13 protein-coding genes and 1 pseudogene are annotated in these 15,960 nt (G+C 58.7%); 5 read left to right on the forward strand and 9 right to left on the reverse strand.

The window, feature by feature from the left end; genetic code table 11:
* Positions 1–269 precede the first annotated feature (269 nt).
* The 3 genes from ACA053_RS19145 to ACA053_RS19155 form a co-directional block, all read right to left on the reverse strand.
* Positions 270–3,356 (reverse strand): efflux RND transporter permease subunit, encoded by a 3,087-nt coding sequence (locus tag ACA053_RS19145; RefSeq protein ID WP_497393402.1) that lies wholly within the window; start codon positions 3,354–3,356, stop codon positions 270–272.
* Complete coding sequence (locus ACA053_RS19150; RefSeq protein ID WP_497312528.1) at positions 3,353–4,474, reverse strand: efflux RND transporter periplasmic adaptor subunit; 1,122 nt, start codon at positions 4,472–4,474, stop codon at positions 3,353–3,355. Before ACA053_RS19150 ends, ACA053_RS19145 begins: the two co-directional genes overlap by 4 nt.
* Before the next feature lie 177 nt (positions 4,475–4,651).
* Positions 4,652–5,272: a TetR/AcrR family transcriptional regulator gene (locus tag ACA053_RS19155; RefSeq protein ID WP_109633246.1), complete on the reverse strand. Its 621-nt coding sequence runs from the start codon at positions 5,270–5,272 to the stop codon at positions 4,652–4,654.
* Positions 5,273–5,359: 87 nt separating this feature from the next.
* Between ACA053_RS19155 and ACA053_RS19160 the strand changes: the two genes are divergently transcribed.
* Together ACA053_RS19160 and ACA053_RS19165 are read left to right on the forward strand one after the other, a co-directional pair.
* On the forward strand, positions 5,360–6,877 hold the full coding sequence (locus tag ACA053_RS19160) for an efflux transporter outer membrane subunit (protein ID WP_109633248.1): 1,518 nt from the start codon (positions 5,360–5,362) through the stop codon (positions 6,875–6,877).
* 32 nt (positions 6,878–6,909) lie between these two features.
* Positions 6,910–7,098: a hypothetical protein gene (locus tag ACA053_RS19165; RefSeq protein WP_497312532.1), complete on the forward strand. Its 189-nt coding sequence runs from the start codon at positions 6,910–6,912 to the stop codon at positions 7,096–7,098.
* A gap of 5 nt (positions 7,099–7,103) precedes the next feature.
* Here ACA053_RS19165 and ACA053_RS19170 read toward each other — a convergent pair whose 3' ends face one another.
* Positions 7,104–8,621, reverse strand: a complete 1,518-nt coding sequence (locus ACA053_RS19170; RefSeq protein WP_497393403.1) for a nucleobase:cation symporter-2 family protein — start codon at positions 8,619–8,621, stop codon at positions 7,104–7,106.
* Between the two features lie 229 nt (positions 8,622–8,850).
* Here ACA053_RS19170 and ACA053_RS19175 point away from each other — a divergent pair, with 229 nt between their 5' ends.
* Together ACA053_RS19175 and ACA053_RS19180 are read left to right on the forward strand one after the other, a co-directional pair.
* A complete protein-coding gene (locus tag ACA053_RS19175) occupies positions 8,851–9,162 on the forward strand; it encodes a BrnA antitoxin family protein (RefSeq protein WP_109633254.1) in 312 nt (103 codons plus the stop codon).
* Between the two features lie 103 nt (positions 9,163–9,265).
* Positions 9,266–9,724 (forward strand): hypothetical protein, encoded by a 459-nt coding sequence (locus ACA053_RS19180; RefSeq protein ID WP_497312537.1) that lies wholly within the window; start codon positions 9,266–9,268, stop codon positions 9,722–9,724.
* A 68-nt stretch (positions 9,725–9,792) separates the two neighbouring features.
* Here the strand turns inward: ACA053_RS19180 and ACA053_RS19185 are convergent, their stop codons facing one another.
* The 3 genes from ACA053_RS19185 to ACA053_RS19195 form a co-directional block, all read right to left on the reverse strand.
* Entirely contained in the window at positions 9,793–10,620 is an 828-nt protein-coding gene (locus ACA053_RS19185; RefSeq protein WP_497393404.1) for an arylamine N-acetyltransferase family protein, read from the reverse strand.
* 112 nt (positions 10,621–10,732) lie between these two features.
* Positions 10,733–11,527, reverse strand: coding sequence for an exodeoxyribonuclease III (locus tag ACA053_RS19190; protein ID WP_497393405.1), 795 nt, complete (start codon positions 11,525–11,527; stop codon positions 10,733–10,735).
* A 99-nt stretch (positions 11,528–11,626) separates the two neighbouring features.
* Complete coding sequence (locus tag ACA053_RS19195; protein ID WP_497393406.1) at positions 11,627–14,197, reverse strand: bifunctional diguanylate cyclase/phosphodiesterase; 2,571 nt, start codon at positions 14,195–14,197, stop codon at positions 11,627–11,629.
* 154 nt (positions 14,198–14,351) lie between these two features.
* Between ACA053_RS19195 and ACA053_RS19200 the strand changes: the two are divergent.
* Positions 14,352–14,672, forward strand: a pseudogene (locus tag ACA053_RS19200) (GNAT family N-acetyltransferase); the annotation flags it as partial.
* Positions 14,673–14,734: 62 nt separating this feature from the next.
* Here ACA053_RS19200 and ACA053_RS19205 read toward each other — a convergent pair.
* Together ACA053_RS19205 and ACA053_RS19210 are read right to left on the reverse strand one after the other, a co-directional pair.
* The gene (locus ACA053_RS19205) at positions 14,735–15,691 is read right to left on the reverse strand and encodes a quinone oxidoreductase family protein (RefSeq protein WP_497393407.1); all 957 of its coding nucleotides are present in this window, start codon (positions 15,689–15,691) and stop codon (positions 14,735–14,737) included.
* Between the two features lie 30 nt (positions 15,692–15,721).
* Entirely contained in the window at positions 15,722–15,895 is a 174-nt protein-coding gene (locus ACA053_RS19210) for a DUF1427 family protein (protein ID WP_010458583.1), read from the reverse strand.
* Between the last annotated feature and the right edge of the window lie 65 nt (positions 15,896–15,960).

Consider the following 15,960-nt stretch of genomic DNA (forward strand, 5'->3'; position numbering starts at 1 on the left):
GACAGCGTTCAGGTTGCGCACCTATGAACCACCCACTGGAATCGTCCTATAAATGAGACCTGCGCGGACTTGAATGACGGTAAATCCGGCCATGCCTCAAGCAACACCGTCCGCAATGACAGGGCTGCAGATAGCCCGCAAAACACCGTTCTTCCCTGAAGCCAGTTGGCCGGAGCCACGAAGGGCGCAGCGGGATCAAACTGCTGAGAAATCCGGGCCAACGAGCTCATATCGATTTTCCTTTTTGAGACGATCCAGGCACGCAGGTATCAAGCAACATGAGTGTTCGCTGCAAGCTCATGCGCGGGCTCGGGCTTGATCTTGAACCAGAGGGCGTACATCGCTGGCAGGAACACCAGGGTCAGCACGGTGCCGGCAAACGTACCGCCAATCAGGGTGTACGCCAGCGTTCCCCAGAACACCGAATGGGTCAGCGGAATGAACGCCAGCATCGCCGCCAACGCCGTGAGAATCACTGGCCGTGCACGCTGCACAGTGGCTTCGACCACTGCGTCATAAGGCGACAGACCGGCTTGCTTATTAGAGTGAATCTGGCCAATGAGGATCAGCGTGTTGCGCATCAGAATCCCTGACAAGGCAATCAATCCCACCAAGGCGTTGATCCCGAACGGCTGCTGGAACAGCAGCAGAATTGGCACCACACCAATCAGGCCCAAAGGCGCGGTGGCGAACACCATCATCATTGCCGACATTGAGCGCACCTGAATAATGATGGTCAGCAACATCAGCGCGATCATGATCGGGAACAACGGTAGCAATGCCTTGTTCGCTTTACCCGACTCCTCGATCGCGCCGGCAAACTCAATCCGGTAGCCCGCCGGCAGTTTTTCGATGATGGGCTGCAACTGCGTTATCAAGGCGTTGGAGACATCAGGAGGCTGAAGACCTTCAGCCACGTCACCGCGCACGGTTATCGTCGGCGTACGATCACGACGTCGCAGAATGGGCTCCTCCATGCGCACATCCACCGCCCCTACCTGGGACAGCGACACGCGCTGGCCTTGGACGCCGGTCAGCGTGAAGGCGGCAATTTTCGACGGATCCAGACGCGTCTCTCCCGCCGAGCGAGCGATCACCTGAACCGAACGAATGTCCTCACGCACCTCGGTGACAGGCACCCCCGTGAGCAGGAATTGCAGCTGTTGCGCGACATCGGTCGAGGTCAAGCCGAATGCTTGCAGGCGATCCTGATCCAGCGTGAGATGAAGTGCCGGCGCACGCTCACCCAAGTCGGTGTTGACGGTCCTCATCATGGGGCTGGCGGTCATGACCTCACGCACCTGCGCGGTGATATCCCGCAACACCGCGGGGTCGGCGCCCATCACCCGAAAGGCCACCGGATACGGTGAATAAGGACCAAATACCAACTGCGTCACCCGCACCCGAGCTTCAGGCGCCAAGCCATCGGCCGCCGCTTGTCTGAGGCGGAGCTTGAGCGCCTCACGCTCTTGCTGATTCGCCGTCAGGACGACGATTTTTGCGAAGGATGGATCGGGTAGCTCAGGGGCCATCGCCAAATAGAAGCGCGGCGCGCCTTGGCCAATGTAAGCGGTGACGATCTTGGCCTCCGGCTGCTGAGCCAACCACGCCTCGACTTTGGCCGCTGCCATATCAGTCTGTTCGATAGACGTGCCGTAAGGCATCTGCACCTCAACCAGCACCTCAGGCCGGTCGGACGTTGGAAAGAACTGCTTCTTGACCACGCCCATGCCCAAAATCGCAACAACAAACAAGCCCACGACGGATGTCGCCACCAGGCCTTTGCGGCGGATCACACTGCCCAGCAGGCGCCTGAAACGCTGGTAGTTCGGTGTACCGTAAATCGCCGTATGCCCGCCTTCAGGCACCTTGATCTGCGGCAGCAGTTTGACGCCCAGGTAAGGTGTAAACACCACGGCCACCACCCAGGAAGTGATCAGCGCAATGCCAACGATCCAGAACATGTTCGCGGTGTACTCACCAGCGGTCGACTTGGCAAAACCGTTGGGCATAAAGCCGATCGCCGTCACCAACGTTCCCGACAACATCGGCGCGGCCGTGTGGCTCCAGGCATAAGCGGAGGCCTTGATACGGTCGTAGCCCTCCTCCATCTTCACCACCATCATTTCAATGGCAATGATTGCATCGTCCACCAGCAGTCCCAGCGCCAGAATCAACGAGCCCAAGGTAATTCGATCAAAGTCTTTGCCCGTGGCCGCCATGACAATGAACACGGCTGCCAGGGTCAGCGGCACCGCCGCGGCAACCACAACGCCGACACGCCAGCCCATGCTGAGAAAACACACCAGCAGCACCACGCCCAAGGCAGCAAAAAACTTCACCATGAACTCGTTGACGGAGGCGCCAATATTCACCGCCTGATCCGTGACCTTGGTCAGGCTCATGCCCAAAGGCATCTGCTCGTTGATCGCTGTGGCCTCAGCGTCCAGCGACCTCCCCAAATCCAGGCCGTTCCAGCCGTCGCGCATGACCACGCCGAGCAACAGTGCCGGCTCGCCGTTGTTGCGTACCAGGAACGTCGCGGGGTCCTCATAACCACGCTTGACCTCAGCCACATCGGACAACTTGAGGGTTCTGCCTTGCACCGTCAGTGGGGTATTACGAATCTTCTGCAGGTCATCAAACGCGCCATCCAGGCGGATGAAAACCTGTGGGCCCTTCGCTTCTACCGAACCTGCCGGGGTTATCATGTTTTGCGTGTTCAACGCACTGAAGATGTCTCGTGCGGAAATGCCCAGTGTCGCCAAACGCTCGTAGGACAGCTCGACAAAAATGCGCTCGGCCTGTTCACCGATGATGTTGACCTTCTTCACACCCGCCACATGCAGCAGACGCTGGCGCAAGCTCTCGGCTTCGCGCACCAACAGACGTTGGGGCTCGCCCTTGGCCTTGAGCGCATAGAGCGCGAAGGTGACATCGGAATACTCATCATTGACCATCGGGCCGATCACCCCAGACGGCAACCCCTTCTGCTCATCCAGGATTTTCTTGCGCGCCTGGTAAAACTCCTCCTGGACGGCTGAGGGCGGCGTGCTGTCGAGCAGGTACACCGTAGTGAATGCCAAGCCGGGCCGGGTAAAGGTCTCGGTCCGATCGTACCAACGCAGTTCCTGCATGCGTTTTTCCAGCTTTTCTACCACCTGGTCTTGCATCTCCTGGGCTGTCGCCCCAGGCCAGGCGGTGACCACCGTCATTTGTTTAATGGTGAATGCGGGATCTTCCGCACGCCCCAGTTTGAAGAAGGCGTACAACCCACCCACAGAAATCAGCAGGATCAAAAACAGGGTGATTGAGCGCTCGCGTACGGCCAGCGCCGAAAGATTGAAGCCGCTCATCGACTTACCTCAACCACTGAATTTTGCGGAGCATCGGCGAGTTCAGTCCTGACCTTCTCTCCCTCGCTCAGCAAGTGAGCACCCAATGCGACAACTCGATCACCCACCTGCAGATCCCCCATCACGCGCACGCTGGCCTCATTATTCAGGCCGCGAACCTTGATCGGGCGCCATGCCACCTGCTCAGTTTCCCCGCCCACCACCCAGACCCCCGGGCCTTTACCGGCGTCGTAGAGTGCCCCCATGGGCACCTGTAATTCCTTGGCATCAGCAACATCCATGTCAGCGATAACCACTGATATCGTCGAACCCAGGGTGGCGTTGGAGAGTGCCCCCTCCAGCACATAACGCGCTTCAAACGTTCGGGTCTGTCGGTCGGCAGAGTCGGACAACTGGCGTAAACGCGCTTTACCTGCAGTCTGGTGCTGGCCGTATAGCTCAACCGTCGCCGCCGAGCCCAGCGCAGGACGTAGCGTCTCGGGTAACTGGATCACGGCCTCGCGCTGCCCTGAATGGGCAACGCGTACCACCACCTGCCCTGCGCCAACTACCTGCCCCGGCTCCGCCAAGGTATCCACTACCACCCCGTCAGCATCCGCCAGCAACGTCGAATAACCGGTCGCGTTTATCGCCACATCAGCCTGGGCCTGGGCAGCGTTGAGTTGGGCTTTCGCCGAGTCGGCAGCTGCTTTGAACCCTGCGTAAGCTGAAGCAGATACCGCTCCGACGGACACCAGATCACGGTAGCGAAGCTCGTCATCGGAGGCCTGCCGAGCTCGGGCCATGGCGGCCAGTACCGCTTCCTGCTGTGCCCGCGCGGTCAGCGTCAGGTCGTTGGCATCGATTCGCATAAGTGGCTGCCCGCGCTTGACACTCTGTCCAGCATCCACCAAACGCTCCAAGACCTTCCCAGGCACCCGAAAACCGAGATCGCTCTGAACTCGGGCCGCGACGATACCGGTGAATACCCGTGCCGCAGGCGCGGAGGGTTGAACCACGCCGATGCGCACCAAGGGCACTTGAAGGCGAGGATCGGCAGGCGTGGCCTCGTTGCAGGCCGCTAGGGCAAACGGCAACAAGACAATGAAAATGAATGACAGGTGGTGGCGCTGGATCATAGAGACCTCTCAGTAGCGGATGCCCCATGCTTATTCAAGTGACCATTTATGTCAATAGTCACTACCGAGACGAATGAACATCGCCCACTTGATCAGAGCAGAGCAAAGAGGCTCGATATCTAGTTTTTTCAGGTGCACACGCTAATACGGATGCGCAGCGCATCCGTCAGCAGAGGTTTAAGGCATCAGGCTGCGCAGAACAAGATTGGAGATGAGAGAAGGGGCTTCTTCAACAAAATCGAGGTTGTACTGCAATAGCAGAGGATTGATGAAGGGCCGCAGAGCGAGATGAATCGCCTCTACCGTCTCGTCCAGCGGAGTCTTGCGTTCAAACTCACCGAGCTCTCGCCCCTCACGCACGATTTGCAACACAAAGTTCTTGATCTGAGCGTCATAGACTTGCGAGCTCGGCCAGCGCTCCGACGCGGAGAACGCTGCGATATCATAGAGTTTACGGTCGTTAAAGAACAGGCTCACACCTGTAGCGATTAGGGTTTTGACCAATCGCCGAAAACGCTCAGTCGGCGAGATGCCGTCTGCATTGATGGCCTGCTCCACAGCTGCAACGATTTCCGTCAGGCAATTTGTACAGATAGCGTTACCAATCGCCTGCTTGGATTCAAAGAACTTGTAGATGTAAGCCTTGGAAAAACCGATGGCCTTGGCTAGGTCAGAAACCGTTGTTTTGCCGTAACCGTACTGACTGAAATGCTCGTTGGCCGCCGCGACAATCTGGTCTCGGATGTCGTGATCGGCTGGGCCACGGGCGCTGGGCGAAGAAACGGATGGCTGATTCATGCGAGCAGCTTACTCATCCCAAAGGTGGTTGACAACTTGTGACCAAATTGTAACATCGTCACAACCTAACCCTTTCGCAGGTATCGCATGCACCCTCCTCCTCGTTTCGCCGTCTTACTGTGTTTGGGTATGGTTGCAGGTTGTGCAGTGGGCCCCGACTACTCAGAACCCAGTGTGGAATTGCCCGAGAATTTCTCGGCGCAAACGTCCAAAGCACGACAAGTGACCGCCGCAAATGCCGATCTCGCCGCTTGGTGGAACGCATTTAATGACCCGGTACTCAGTCAGCTGATAAATCGAGCACTTGAACAGAACCTCGATTTAGCCCAGGCAAGCGCAAGGATCGAGCAGGCTCGCGCCGGTTTGGGCGCAGCTAACGCAGCCCTCCTGCCGTCGGCTACCGTCAATGGTCAGGCGGCCCGAGCCCGTCAGTCGTTAGAGACGCCGTTGGGCCAAGTGCTGAATTCAGACCCTTCCTATAATCGTTACGGCAGTGCCTATGAGGCAAACTTGAATGCCGGCTGGGAGCTGGATGTGTTTGGCGGGCTACGCCGCAGCAAAGAGGCGGCCTCCGCCGATTATCAGGCCTCACAAGCCGGGGCGATTGCCACACGCCTGGCAGTGGTCGCGCAAACAGCCGACCTTTACATCAGCATCCGTGGCCTGCAAGCACGCCTGGAAATTGCCCGGCAGCAAGTAGACACACGACAACAACTGCTCACCACCATCGAACATCTCTACGCAAAAGGCCTGGCGGCTGAACTGCAGTTGAACCAGACCCAAGGCGCGCTGAACCAAGCGCAAGCCACCGTTCCGGTACTGCAAGCAGGCATTGACGCGGCAATGAATGCGCTGGATGTCATGTTGGGCAAGGCGCCCGGCACTTACAGCGCGCAGTTGACTAAGCCGGCGCCCATCCCTGATGTGCCAGGCCTCTCGGACATGGGCGCTCCGGCCGACCTGCTGCGTCGGCGTCCAGACTTGATCGTCGCGGAGCGCCGTCTTGCGGCATCCAGCGCGCGCATCGGCGAAGCCATTTCCGAGTACTACCCCAAACTGTCTGTGGCTGCTCTGCTCGGCAGTGCTACCTCGGTATCAAGCGCAAACCTATTCAGCAACAGCGCCAGTCAGGCTTCGGCGGCACTGGGTATACGCTGGAGGCTCTTCGATTTTGGCCGCATCAACGCTCAAATTGATTTGGCGAAGGGCCAAGAAGCCGAAGCCTTAGCCGCTTACCGCCAGTCCGTCCTGCGGGCCTGCGAAGATGTTGAAAGCGCTTTTTCGGCGCTGATCAACCGCGAGCAACAATCGACACAACTCGCCCAAGGCGAGTCGGCGTATGCGAAAGCCCGAGCGACGTCGTTTGTCGCTTATGAAAAAGGCGTGGTCAGCCTGATCGAAGTACTGGATGCCGATGAACACCTTTTAGCGGCATCTGATGGCAGAGCTCAGGCACAAACTGAATCGGCTCGCGCTGCAGTGGCCACGTTCAAAGCATTGGGAGGTGGCTGGCAGCGAGACGACTCAGATGCTCGCGTTGTCTCAAAAAGAGCGGGAACTCGAATGTTTTTTCCTGATCCAGGGATATCGAAAGAACTCCAATAAAATACGGGCTGGATTAGGATAATCGTAGGGATATGAATACCAAAAAACAGAATAATTTCATTGTAAAACAAATGCTTATTTTTTCTGCTCGAGTCCAGGTCGTTGCCAGACAGCAATATCGAAAAGCCCCTGAATCGAAAGGTTCAGGGGCTTTTTTGTGGATCCTGGAAAAGCAAAAGGCCGATCTGTCTATTCAACAGATCGGCCTTTTTAGCAGGTGATGCCGTTAGACATGCTCACTGCTTTTCGCGTGAGCCGCACGATGCTCGCTCGAATCATGGGCTGCTTCCACCACCGGAATCTCATTCCCGTCGCAGTCACGCAGTTTGCCTTCGCTGAAGTAATCCCCTTCACGCAACGCCGCCAGGTCCTGGTAACGCAGCACCCGTTCCGTACCGGCGGCGAACACCGACTGCTGATCCGAGTTACCGGCGGTGAGGTGGTTGAAGGCCAGGTTGAGCACGATGGCCATGATCGCTGAGGAGCTGATGCCCGAGTGGAAGATGGTTGCGAACCAGCTCGGGAAGTGGTCGTAGAAATTCGGCGCGGCGATCGGGATCATGCCGAAGCCGATGGAGGTGGCGACGATGATCAGGTTGACGTTGTTGCGGTAATCAACCTTGGACAGCGTGCGAATGCCACTGGCCGCCACGGTGCCGAACAGCACGATGCCAGCGCCGCCGAGTACCGAGGTCGGTACTGCGGCGATAACCCGGCCCATGAACGGCAGCAGACCGAGAATCACCAGGAACAAGCCACCGGTGGCGACCACGAAGCGACTCTTGATGCCGGTCACGGCCACCAGCCCGACGTTCTGGGCGAAGGCGCTTTGGGTGAAGGAGCCGAAGATCGGCGCGATCATGCTCGACAGCATGTCGGCGCGCAGGCCGTTGCCCAGGCGTTTGGAGTCAACCTTGGTGTCGATGATTTCTCCGACGGCGAGGATGTCCGCCGAGGTTTCGACCAGGGTCACCATGACCACGATGCACATCGACAGGATCGCGGCAAAATGGAAGGTCGGCATGCCGAAGTGGAACGGGGTCGGAAAGCCGAACATCGGACCTTGCGTGACCGATGAGAAGTCCGCCATGCCGAGGAACACCGCTAGGATCGTGCCGATGACCATCGCCAGCAGGATCGACAAACGGGAGATGGTCGCGCTGCCGATCTTGCTCAGCAGCAGCACCAACACCAGCGTCACCGCCGCCAGACCGATGTTGGCCATGCTGCCGAAGTCCGGGGCGTGGCTGTTGCCGCCCATGGCCCAGCGTGCAGCCACTGGCATCAGCGTCAGGCCGATGGTGGTGATCACGATGCCCGTCACCAGCGGTGGGAAGAACTTGGTAATTCGTGAGAACACCGGCGTGATCAGTAACCCGATCAACGACGCGGCGATCACCGCCCCGAGAATTGACTGAAAGCCGCCCTCCCCGCCGCTGCTGACAATCGCCACCATCGTTGCGACGCCCGAGAACGACACGCCCTGTACCAGCGGTAACTGACACCCGAAAAACGGTAAACCGAGGGTTTGCAGCAATGTCGCCAAGCCCCCTGCAAACAATGAAGCAGCAATCAACAAACCGATGTCCGCCGGCGAAAGCCCGGCCGCCTGGCCGATGATCAAAGGCACCGCGACGATGCCGCCGTACATGGTCAGAACATGTTGCAGGCCGTAAGCCATATTCGCGCCGACCCCGAGGTTTTCGTCCTCAGGCCGTTGGTGTGAAACATGGGGCGTTTTCATGGTTGGGGGGTTCCCTGGTTTTTTGTTATGCGCACACTGTATGCAAGACTCAGGACAAATGTCTATAGAGTTGTATACAACTCATCAGTCAGATAATGGACATATGTCCATGCTGCCCTTTTGCCGCGCGAGTTCCCCCTCCAAAAAATCTTGAAATACATCTACTCTCTATATGCATATTAAATATGCATAAATGCGCCTTTCGACATCTTGTCTCGAGGCCGTACCAATGAAAGACCAATACGATTTCAGCACCTCCGAACGTGGAGTGGTTGCCTCCAGCAAAGGCAAAACCCGGATTACCATCATGTTAGATGATGCCGTTATTGAGGCGGCTCGATCGCTGGCAGAAAGCGAGGGATACGGTTATCAGACGGTGATCAATAACGCCCTGCGTCAAACACTTCTAAGCCATAAAGGCTGTGTGGTGGGTGTCGGAAAAATCAAAAAAGGGATTACAGCCTCCGAGCTGAAAACGCTGGAGGACAAACTGCTCGAAGTCGCCAGCGATATCCACCGCATGATGGAACCTGAAATTTGACCCTGGCAACTTCGATATCCCTTTCAGGGTCGCTCTGCACGGCACCTGATAGACTGCGCCGAGCCGGCCACTCTGTCGGTGTCGGACATGGATGCCTACCCCCTTGATCAGCGAATCGACACTCAGCCACCTTTGGCAGACCTTCATCCTGGCGTACCGCGCATTTCGCAATGTCGTGGCCGTGCAAGCATTCATCATTGCGTTGTATTTTGTTTGGGGTATGCCTGAGCTGACGGTAGCGCTCTGGCTCTGGCTCTGGCTCGGTGTTTTTGCATGTTTTATCGTCGGCGGAGTCTGGTTCGGAGCGTTGCCATTGGTCTTGGGCTTCACGCCTCTGTACGCCTGGATCAGCGCAAAGGGATATGCGAACTGGATTACCGGTCTATTGGCAGGATTGGCGATTGCCGGGGTCGTCTGTCTTCACCCAAAGCTGCGACTGCTCTGGTATTTCTGGATGGTCGATGGGGCGCTGGTCGGACTGCTTACTCACTGGGCCTGGCGGACAAACGCAATAGCGCAAACTGACGAACTCAGCCTGCGCCAGACATCATCACCGCCCTGAAAACAATCGAACAACTCAAGCTTTTGCCCAGCATCGACGGCAAGACGCCGACACGGGCATTTCAGGTTTCAGTCTGGTTCAATCAACCGCCCTAGCACCTGCCGCAACCCCGCATTCTCCGGCACGCGAATCCCGAACTCCCCCTCCAGCAACCCGATCAACTCCTCCACATCTGCCACCTGCCGTCGTTCGCTCTCGGCGCCCACCCGATGAATCGCAAAACTGCCATTGTTCAACGTGCGCCTCCAGCCATCCCCGGTACGCGCGACCATCAGTTGCTTGGCAAACGATGATTCCGGATGGGTCGAGACATACCAGTTGCCGACGGCGTAATCGATGTCTTCCTGGCGCTGCAGATCGAAGATGTACATCGGCCGCCACTCGCCGCCGACGTTGGCGCGCAGAGTGTAGCCGTCTGCATGGCGCTCGATGCGATACGGTTCGTGGGGCGTGAGTTGTGCCGCATCGGTGTCGAGCAGGAGCGGTGCGGTCGGCACCATGCCGCCGAAGCCGACGTCGGTGATGTAGCGCACGCCGTCCAGAGTGACCAGGCTCAAGCGGTGCGTGCGGGCAGTCCACGCGCCTTCGGGCTGGCCCATCACCACACGACCGGTGATGCCATGGGCGTCGAAGCCCAGCTCCTGAAGCAACATCAGAAACGCGTAGTTGAGTTCGTAGCAGTACCCGCCGCGCCCCTCGTGCAGGATTTTCTGTTCGATGGAGGGCAGGTCGATGCGTACCGGCTCGCCGGACAGCGTGGTGAGGTTTTCGAACGGGAAGGCCCCGGTATGGCGCAGCTGAAGTTGGCGCAGGGTGTCCAGGGTTGGCGCCGGGGGCGCGTCGAAACCCAGGCGTTGCAGGTATGACGCTCGGTTCGTCAGGCGTGGCTCGCTCATTGCTAGGTCCTTATGCATGGGGCCGCGGATCTCTCCGCCGATGGGCGCCATGTATAAGGGATAAAGCGGTTCGACTGACAATTGATTTAGCCAATCGCCCGCCACCCAAAGATCAACGCCGCTTGCGCGAACTCAAGCGAATCCACGTCGGCGCGTGATCGCTGGCGTGCGGTTCGTTGCGCACCCAGGCATCGACCCCGGCCTCATGCAGATAAGGACTCAGGCCTGAGTTGAGCAACAGATGATCGATGCGCAACCCCGAGTTTTTCTGCCAGTGCTGCCGGAAATAATCCCAGAAGGTGTAGAGCCGATCCTCCGGGTACAGATGACGCAGGGAATCGGTCCAGCCCTGATCCAGCAAGCGCTGGTAGCACTCGCGACTTTGCGGTTGCAGCAAGGCGTCCTTGAGCCACGAGCGCGGGTTGTAGATGTCGAGGTCGGTGGGTACCACGTTGTAGTCGCCGGCCAGCACCACCGGGTGTTCGCTGTTTTGCAGGTCCTTGGCATAAGCAATCAACCGCTCGAACCACGCCAGTTTGTAGTCGAACTTCGGCCCCGGTTGCGGATTTCCGTTGGGCAAATACAGGCAGCCCACCAGAATTCCGTGCACCGCAGCCTCCAGGTAGCGGCTATGGGTGTCGGCGTCATCACCCGGCAGCCCGCGCCGGCTCTCCAAAGGTTGCGCATCACGGGCCAGAATCGCCACCCCGTTCCACGACGATTGACCTTGCCAGATGGCACCGTAGCCAATGGCCTCTAGCTCGGTGGCCGGAAACGCGCTGTCCACCGACTTGAGCTCCTGCAAGCAGGCAATGTCCGGCTTTTCGCGCTCAAGCCAGGCCAGCAGATTCGGCAGCCGGGCACGTATGCCGTTGACGTTGAAGGTGGCGATTTTCAGGTTTTTCATGGGCCGAGGCTCGCAACGGATGGACGGTATCCAGTTGTGACCGGGGTGAGTGATGGCAGTTGCCACGACAAACGAAACAGGCGACTAAAGGTCCCCCCATTACACCGGATGCTCGTCATGCGATGCCTTGAGCAACGGCAACAGCGCCTGATTTTCCATCGGTCGGCTGAGGTAAAAACCTTGCACTTCATGACACTCGTCTGAGATCAGGAAGTCCAGTTGCTCCAGCGTCTCGACGCCCTCTGCGGTCACGGTCAGTCCCATGGCCTTGCCCAGGTTGATGATCGCCTGCACCACCGCACGGTCGTTGCCGGTGCCGCTCATGGACGAGATGAAACGCTTGTCGATCTTGATCCCGTCGAACGGATAGGTGCGCAGGTAACCCAGCGACGAATAACCGGTGCCGAAGTCGTCCATGTTCAGCCGCACACCCAGCTCCTTCAGCGAGTTCATGGTCGCGAGAGCGCCGTCGACGTCGTTGAGCATCACGTTTTCGGTGATTTCCAGCTCCAGTCGACTGGCCGGCAAACGGCTTTGGATCAATGCTTCTCTGACATCCTCCACCACATCACTGCGCATGAACTGCACGGGCGACAGGTTGACCGACACCATCAGCTCACCCGGCCAGGTCAGCGCCGTCTCGCACGCTTCGCGCAGCACCCAGCGCCCCAAGGGCACGATCAGATCGGTCTGCTCGGCCAAAGGAATGAACGAGTCAGGGCTCAGCAATCCCTGCACCGGATGCTGCCAGCGCAGCAACGCTTCGACCGAGACGATCTGTTTGCCATCGACGTGATAACGCGGCTGATAGTGCATCACGAACTCGTTGTTCTTGATCGCGTGGCGCAAGTCGTTTTCCAGTTTGCGACGGTGCTGGATCTGATCATTCATGTGCGGCTCAAAGTAGCACCAGGTTTTCTTGCCATCGGATTTGGCCTGATACAGCGCGATGTCGGCACAGCGGATCAGTTCCTCCGGCATATGCCCCTGACGCCGACTCAAGGCGATGCCGATGCTGGCGCCGATGTGCAGCGTGTGATGGTCATAATGAATCGGCTGCTGCAGGCTTTCGAGGATACGCTCGCAAATCCGGTCGATTTCCGTGTGGATGTCCATGCCATTGAGCACCAGCACAAACTCGTCACCGCCCAGGCGGGCGACCAGGTCAATGTCCCGCGTGCACTCACGCAAGCGGGTGGCCACTTCCAGCAACACCGCATCACCGGCCGGGTGGCCGAGGGAATCATTGATCGGCTTGAAGTTGTCCAGGTCGATCATCAACAACGTCAGCGGTGCCGAATGCTCCTTCAGCACCAACGCATCTTCGAGGTAACGCGCCAGTTTGTTGCGATTGGGCAGGCCGGTCAGCGCGTCGTGCAACGACAGATGCTGGATCTGCGCATGGGCGGCGACTTCATCGGTGATGTCACTGGCCGTTCCGCGATAACCCAGCACCGCGCCTTTGCTGTGGATCGGTCGTGCCGACACCCGACAGACACGTTGCTGTCCGGATTGATCGCGATAGGAACAGCGTAGGTGGCTGACGTTGTGTTCTTCGTTGAGCTTGTCCAGCCACAGTGACAACGGCGTGGTATCGCAATACAACAGCTGCTCGATGTCCTGCCCCAGCCATTGCTGATCGGAAAAACCGGTGACTGCGCCGAAGCGTCCCGACAGATACGTGATGCGGTGTTTGTCGTCGATTTCCCAGATCCAGTCGGAAGCAGCCTCGGCCACTGCACGAAAACGCTCTTCACTGGCCTCCAGCGCCTGATTCGACAGATCCAGATTGATGTAACTGGCGTCCACGTGCCTTGAGGTGCGCAATACATAACGAAAGAACCAAGCCGTCAGCAACGCCAGAATCAACAGCGCCCCGCCCAGTGGCGGCAGCAGTGACCAAAGCAATTGATGGCCTGGCTGCTCGAGCCGCGAGACCAGGCTGTAACCGGTACCCGTGAGTGCAACCGCAGGCTGACCGGGAGCCAGGGTGTTGTCGAGCGCGAGGCTCAAGTCATGTAAACCGTAATCGGCACTCAAGGCGCTGAGCTTTTCCGGACTCAATTGATCGACGAACATCAGCACCGAGGTGCTTTTGGGATCGACCGCAGGCCGTTCGTCGTTGGGCACGATCGCGGCAGCCGTCAACAGCGCGGGATGGCCCTCGAACAACGTGAAGCGGCTGATGGGCACGAGCAGGCTTTCCTGCTCCTGAACCTCTTCGATCAATGCAGGCATCGATATCGAAAGGAGAGCCGCCGCGTCATCCTGCACCAGAAGGCCGCGCACCGTGGCGTATTTGCTCCGCTGGTGATCGACCACGAAGACACCGTCGTAATGGTCCATGGTGAACAAGGTTTTACCCATGTTCTGCTCGACGTAAGCCCACGTTACATCGACCTCACCGTTGAGATGGTCGTAGGCAGTGGTCCAGGTCGCATAACTGGCGACGTAGTTTTTCGAGGCTGAAATGCGGTTTTCCAGCGCGCGCTGGGTGTAAAACGTGGTCTTGGCCAGGTCCTGGGCATCGAGCCGGCCGGCAATGCTGAACAAGGCAACGAGGGCGATCAGCACCCCTAATACAAATACCAGTCCGACGGACCAGACCAGGTTCCGTGTGATCGGTGTATGGCGCCCGGGGGCGGTGGTGGTCGTAGCGGTCAATTCCATGCATGGGATCCTGTCAATCGATTGCCTGATCGGGTGGATGACAGGCAAGCGTCCATTGACCATAGCAGTCATGGTCCTTCATGGCCCCACACTATTGCCAATCGACAGCCGCTACCCTGTAATGGCATGCATCACCCGCAACCTTTTTATGTCGAGAACCGAAATCGGCAGCAGCTGGATCTCTGCGCGCTGGCAGAAAACCTTCGTCAACACCGAGGCCAAATACCTGATGCTGCGTTACGCCTTCGAGGTGCTGGACTGCGTGCGAGTGCAATTCACCACCGACGAAAACAACCAGAAGTCGCGCAACGCGATCTTGCGGCTTGGCGCGCAACAGGAAGGCATCGTGCGCCACGAACGAATCATGCCGGATGGGCGCAAGCGTAACTCGGTACGGTTCAGCATCATTGATGAGGAGTGGCCGTTGGTGCGGGAAAATCTCGAGAAAAAACTGACCCGATACAACCTTCGCTGACGCCTCGAACGATTGTGCGAGCCTGCTCGCGAAGAGGCCAGACCACCCACCATCAATGCCGGTTACGGCAACAAAATCACCTTGTCGCCAGCCCCTTGATTCACCTCGGCATACCGCTCCCCCCCCTGCGCCAACGGTGATTCAAACAACCCTTCCGGCAACGGCAACAGCCCCAGATCAAAGAACTTGCCGAACTGATCCAGCATCGCCGCACACGCCTGCACGCCGTACAACAACGAATTGATCCCCACCACCGAACCACCCTTGCGATACAACGCCAGCGCCGGCAATTGCACCATCCCGTCCACCGGCGCGGCAATGATCGCGATGCGACCGAAAGTGGCCAAAGCCGGGACCGAGGCCGGCAGCCAGAAACCGGTGGTGTCGAAAATCACATCAGCGCCGCCGGCATACACAGCATTCACCTGCGCACCCAGCTCGTCCGGTTTATCCAGTTGCAACGTCTGATAGCCCTGCGCCTGCAGATCCTTGACCTGCTCGGGCCGGCGCGCCGCCGCCAGTACCTGAGCGCCACGCACCTTGGCCAGCGCCAGCGCGGCACTGCCCACCGCTCCGCCGCCGATCACCAGCAGCCGCGTTCCGGTCGTCACCAGACTGCGTTCCAGGGCATCCCACGCCGTGGTGTACGGCACACCGAGGCTGGCAGCCTGGGCGAAGCTCAAGTGGGTGGGTTTGAGCGCTACGCCATTGGCGGGCAGTTTGACGAATTGCGCGTGGGAGCCGTCGGCAAAAAAGCCCAGTTCACGACCGGTGCCCCAGACGTCCTGACCGATCAGTGCCTGTGGCCCTTCAACCACCACTCCGGCGAAATCCCGACCGGGAATCCGCGGCAAGGTAGTGTAGGGAAAACGCCCCAGCACGTTCTTCACATCGCTGGGGTTGAGGCCGGCCGCCTTGATCTGGACCAGCACTTCATCGGCACCGGGAACGGGGGTCGGAACATCAACGTAGCGCAGGGCCGAGAGGTCACCGGTCTGGTCGAATTGCAGTGCTTTCATGAGAGTTTCCATCGCAAAAAGGAAGGGGTTTCAGGAGACCCAGCCAGCCACCAGCTGCCGGCCCATGGGCCACAACTTTTCGCCGGCGAGCATGCCCAGCAGGCCCACCAGGGCAATGGCCGGTGGGGCGGGAGAGCGAAAATCCAGTGCGCCGTAGAGCAGACCGACGCCCAGACCGATGACCAGCGAGATGAGGTAGCTCATGGCAGACTCCGTGGGCATACAAGGTAGGTCTGAAGTCTAGAGAGCGGTGGCGAAGGGCATCGGCC

The sequence above is a fragment of the Pseudomonas sp. LBUM1672 genome (assembly GCF_059695655.1).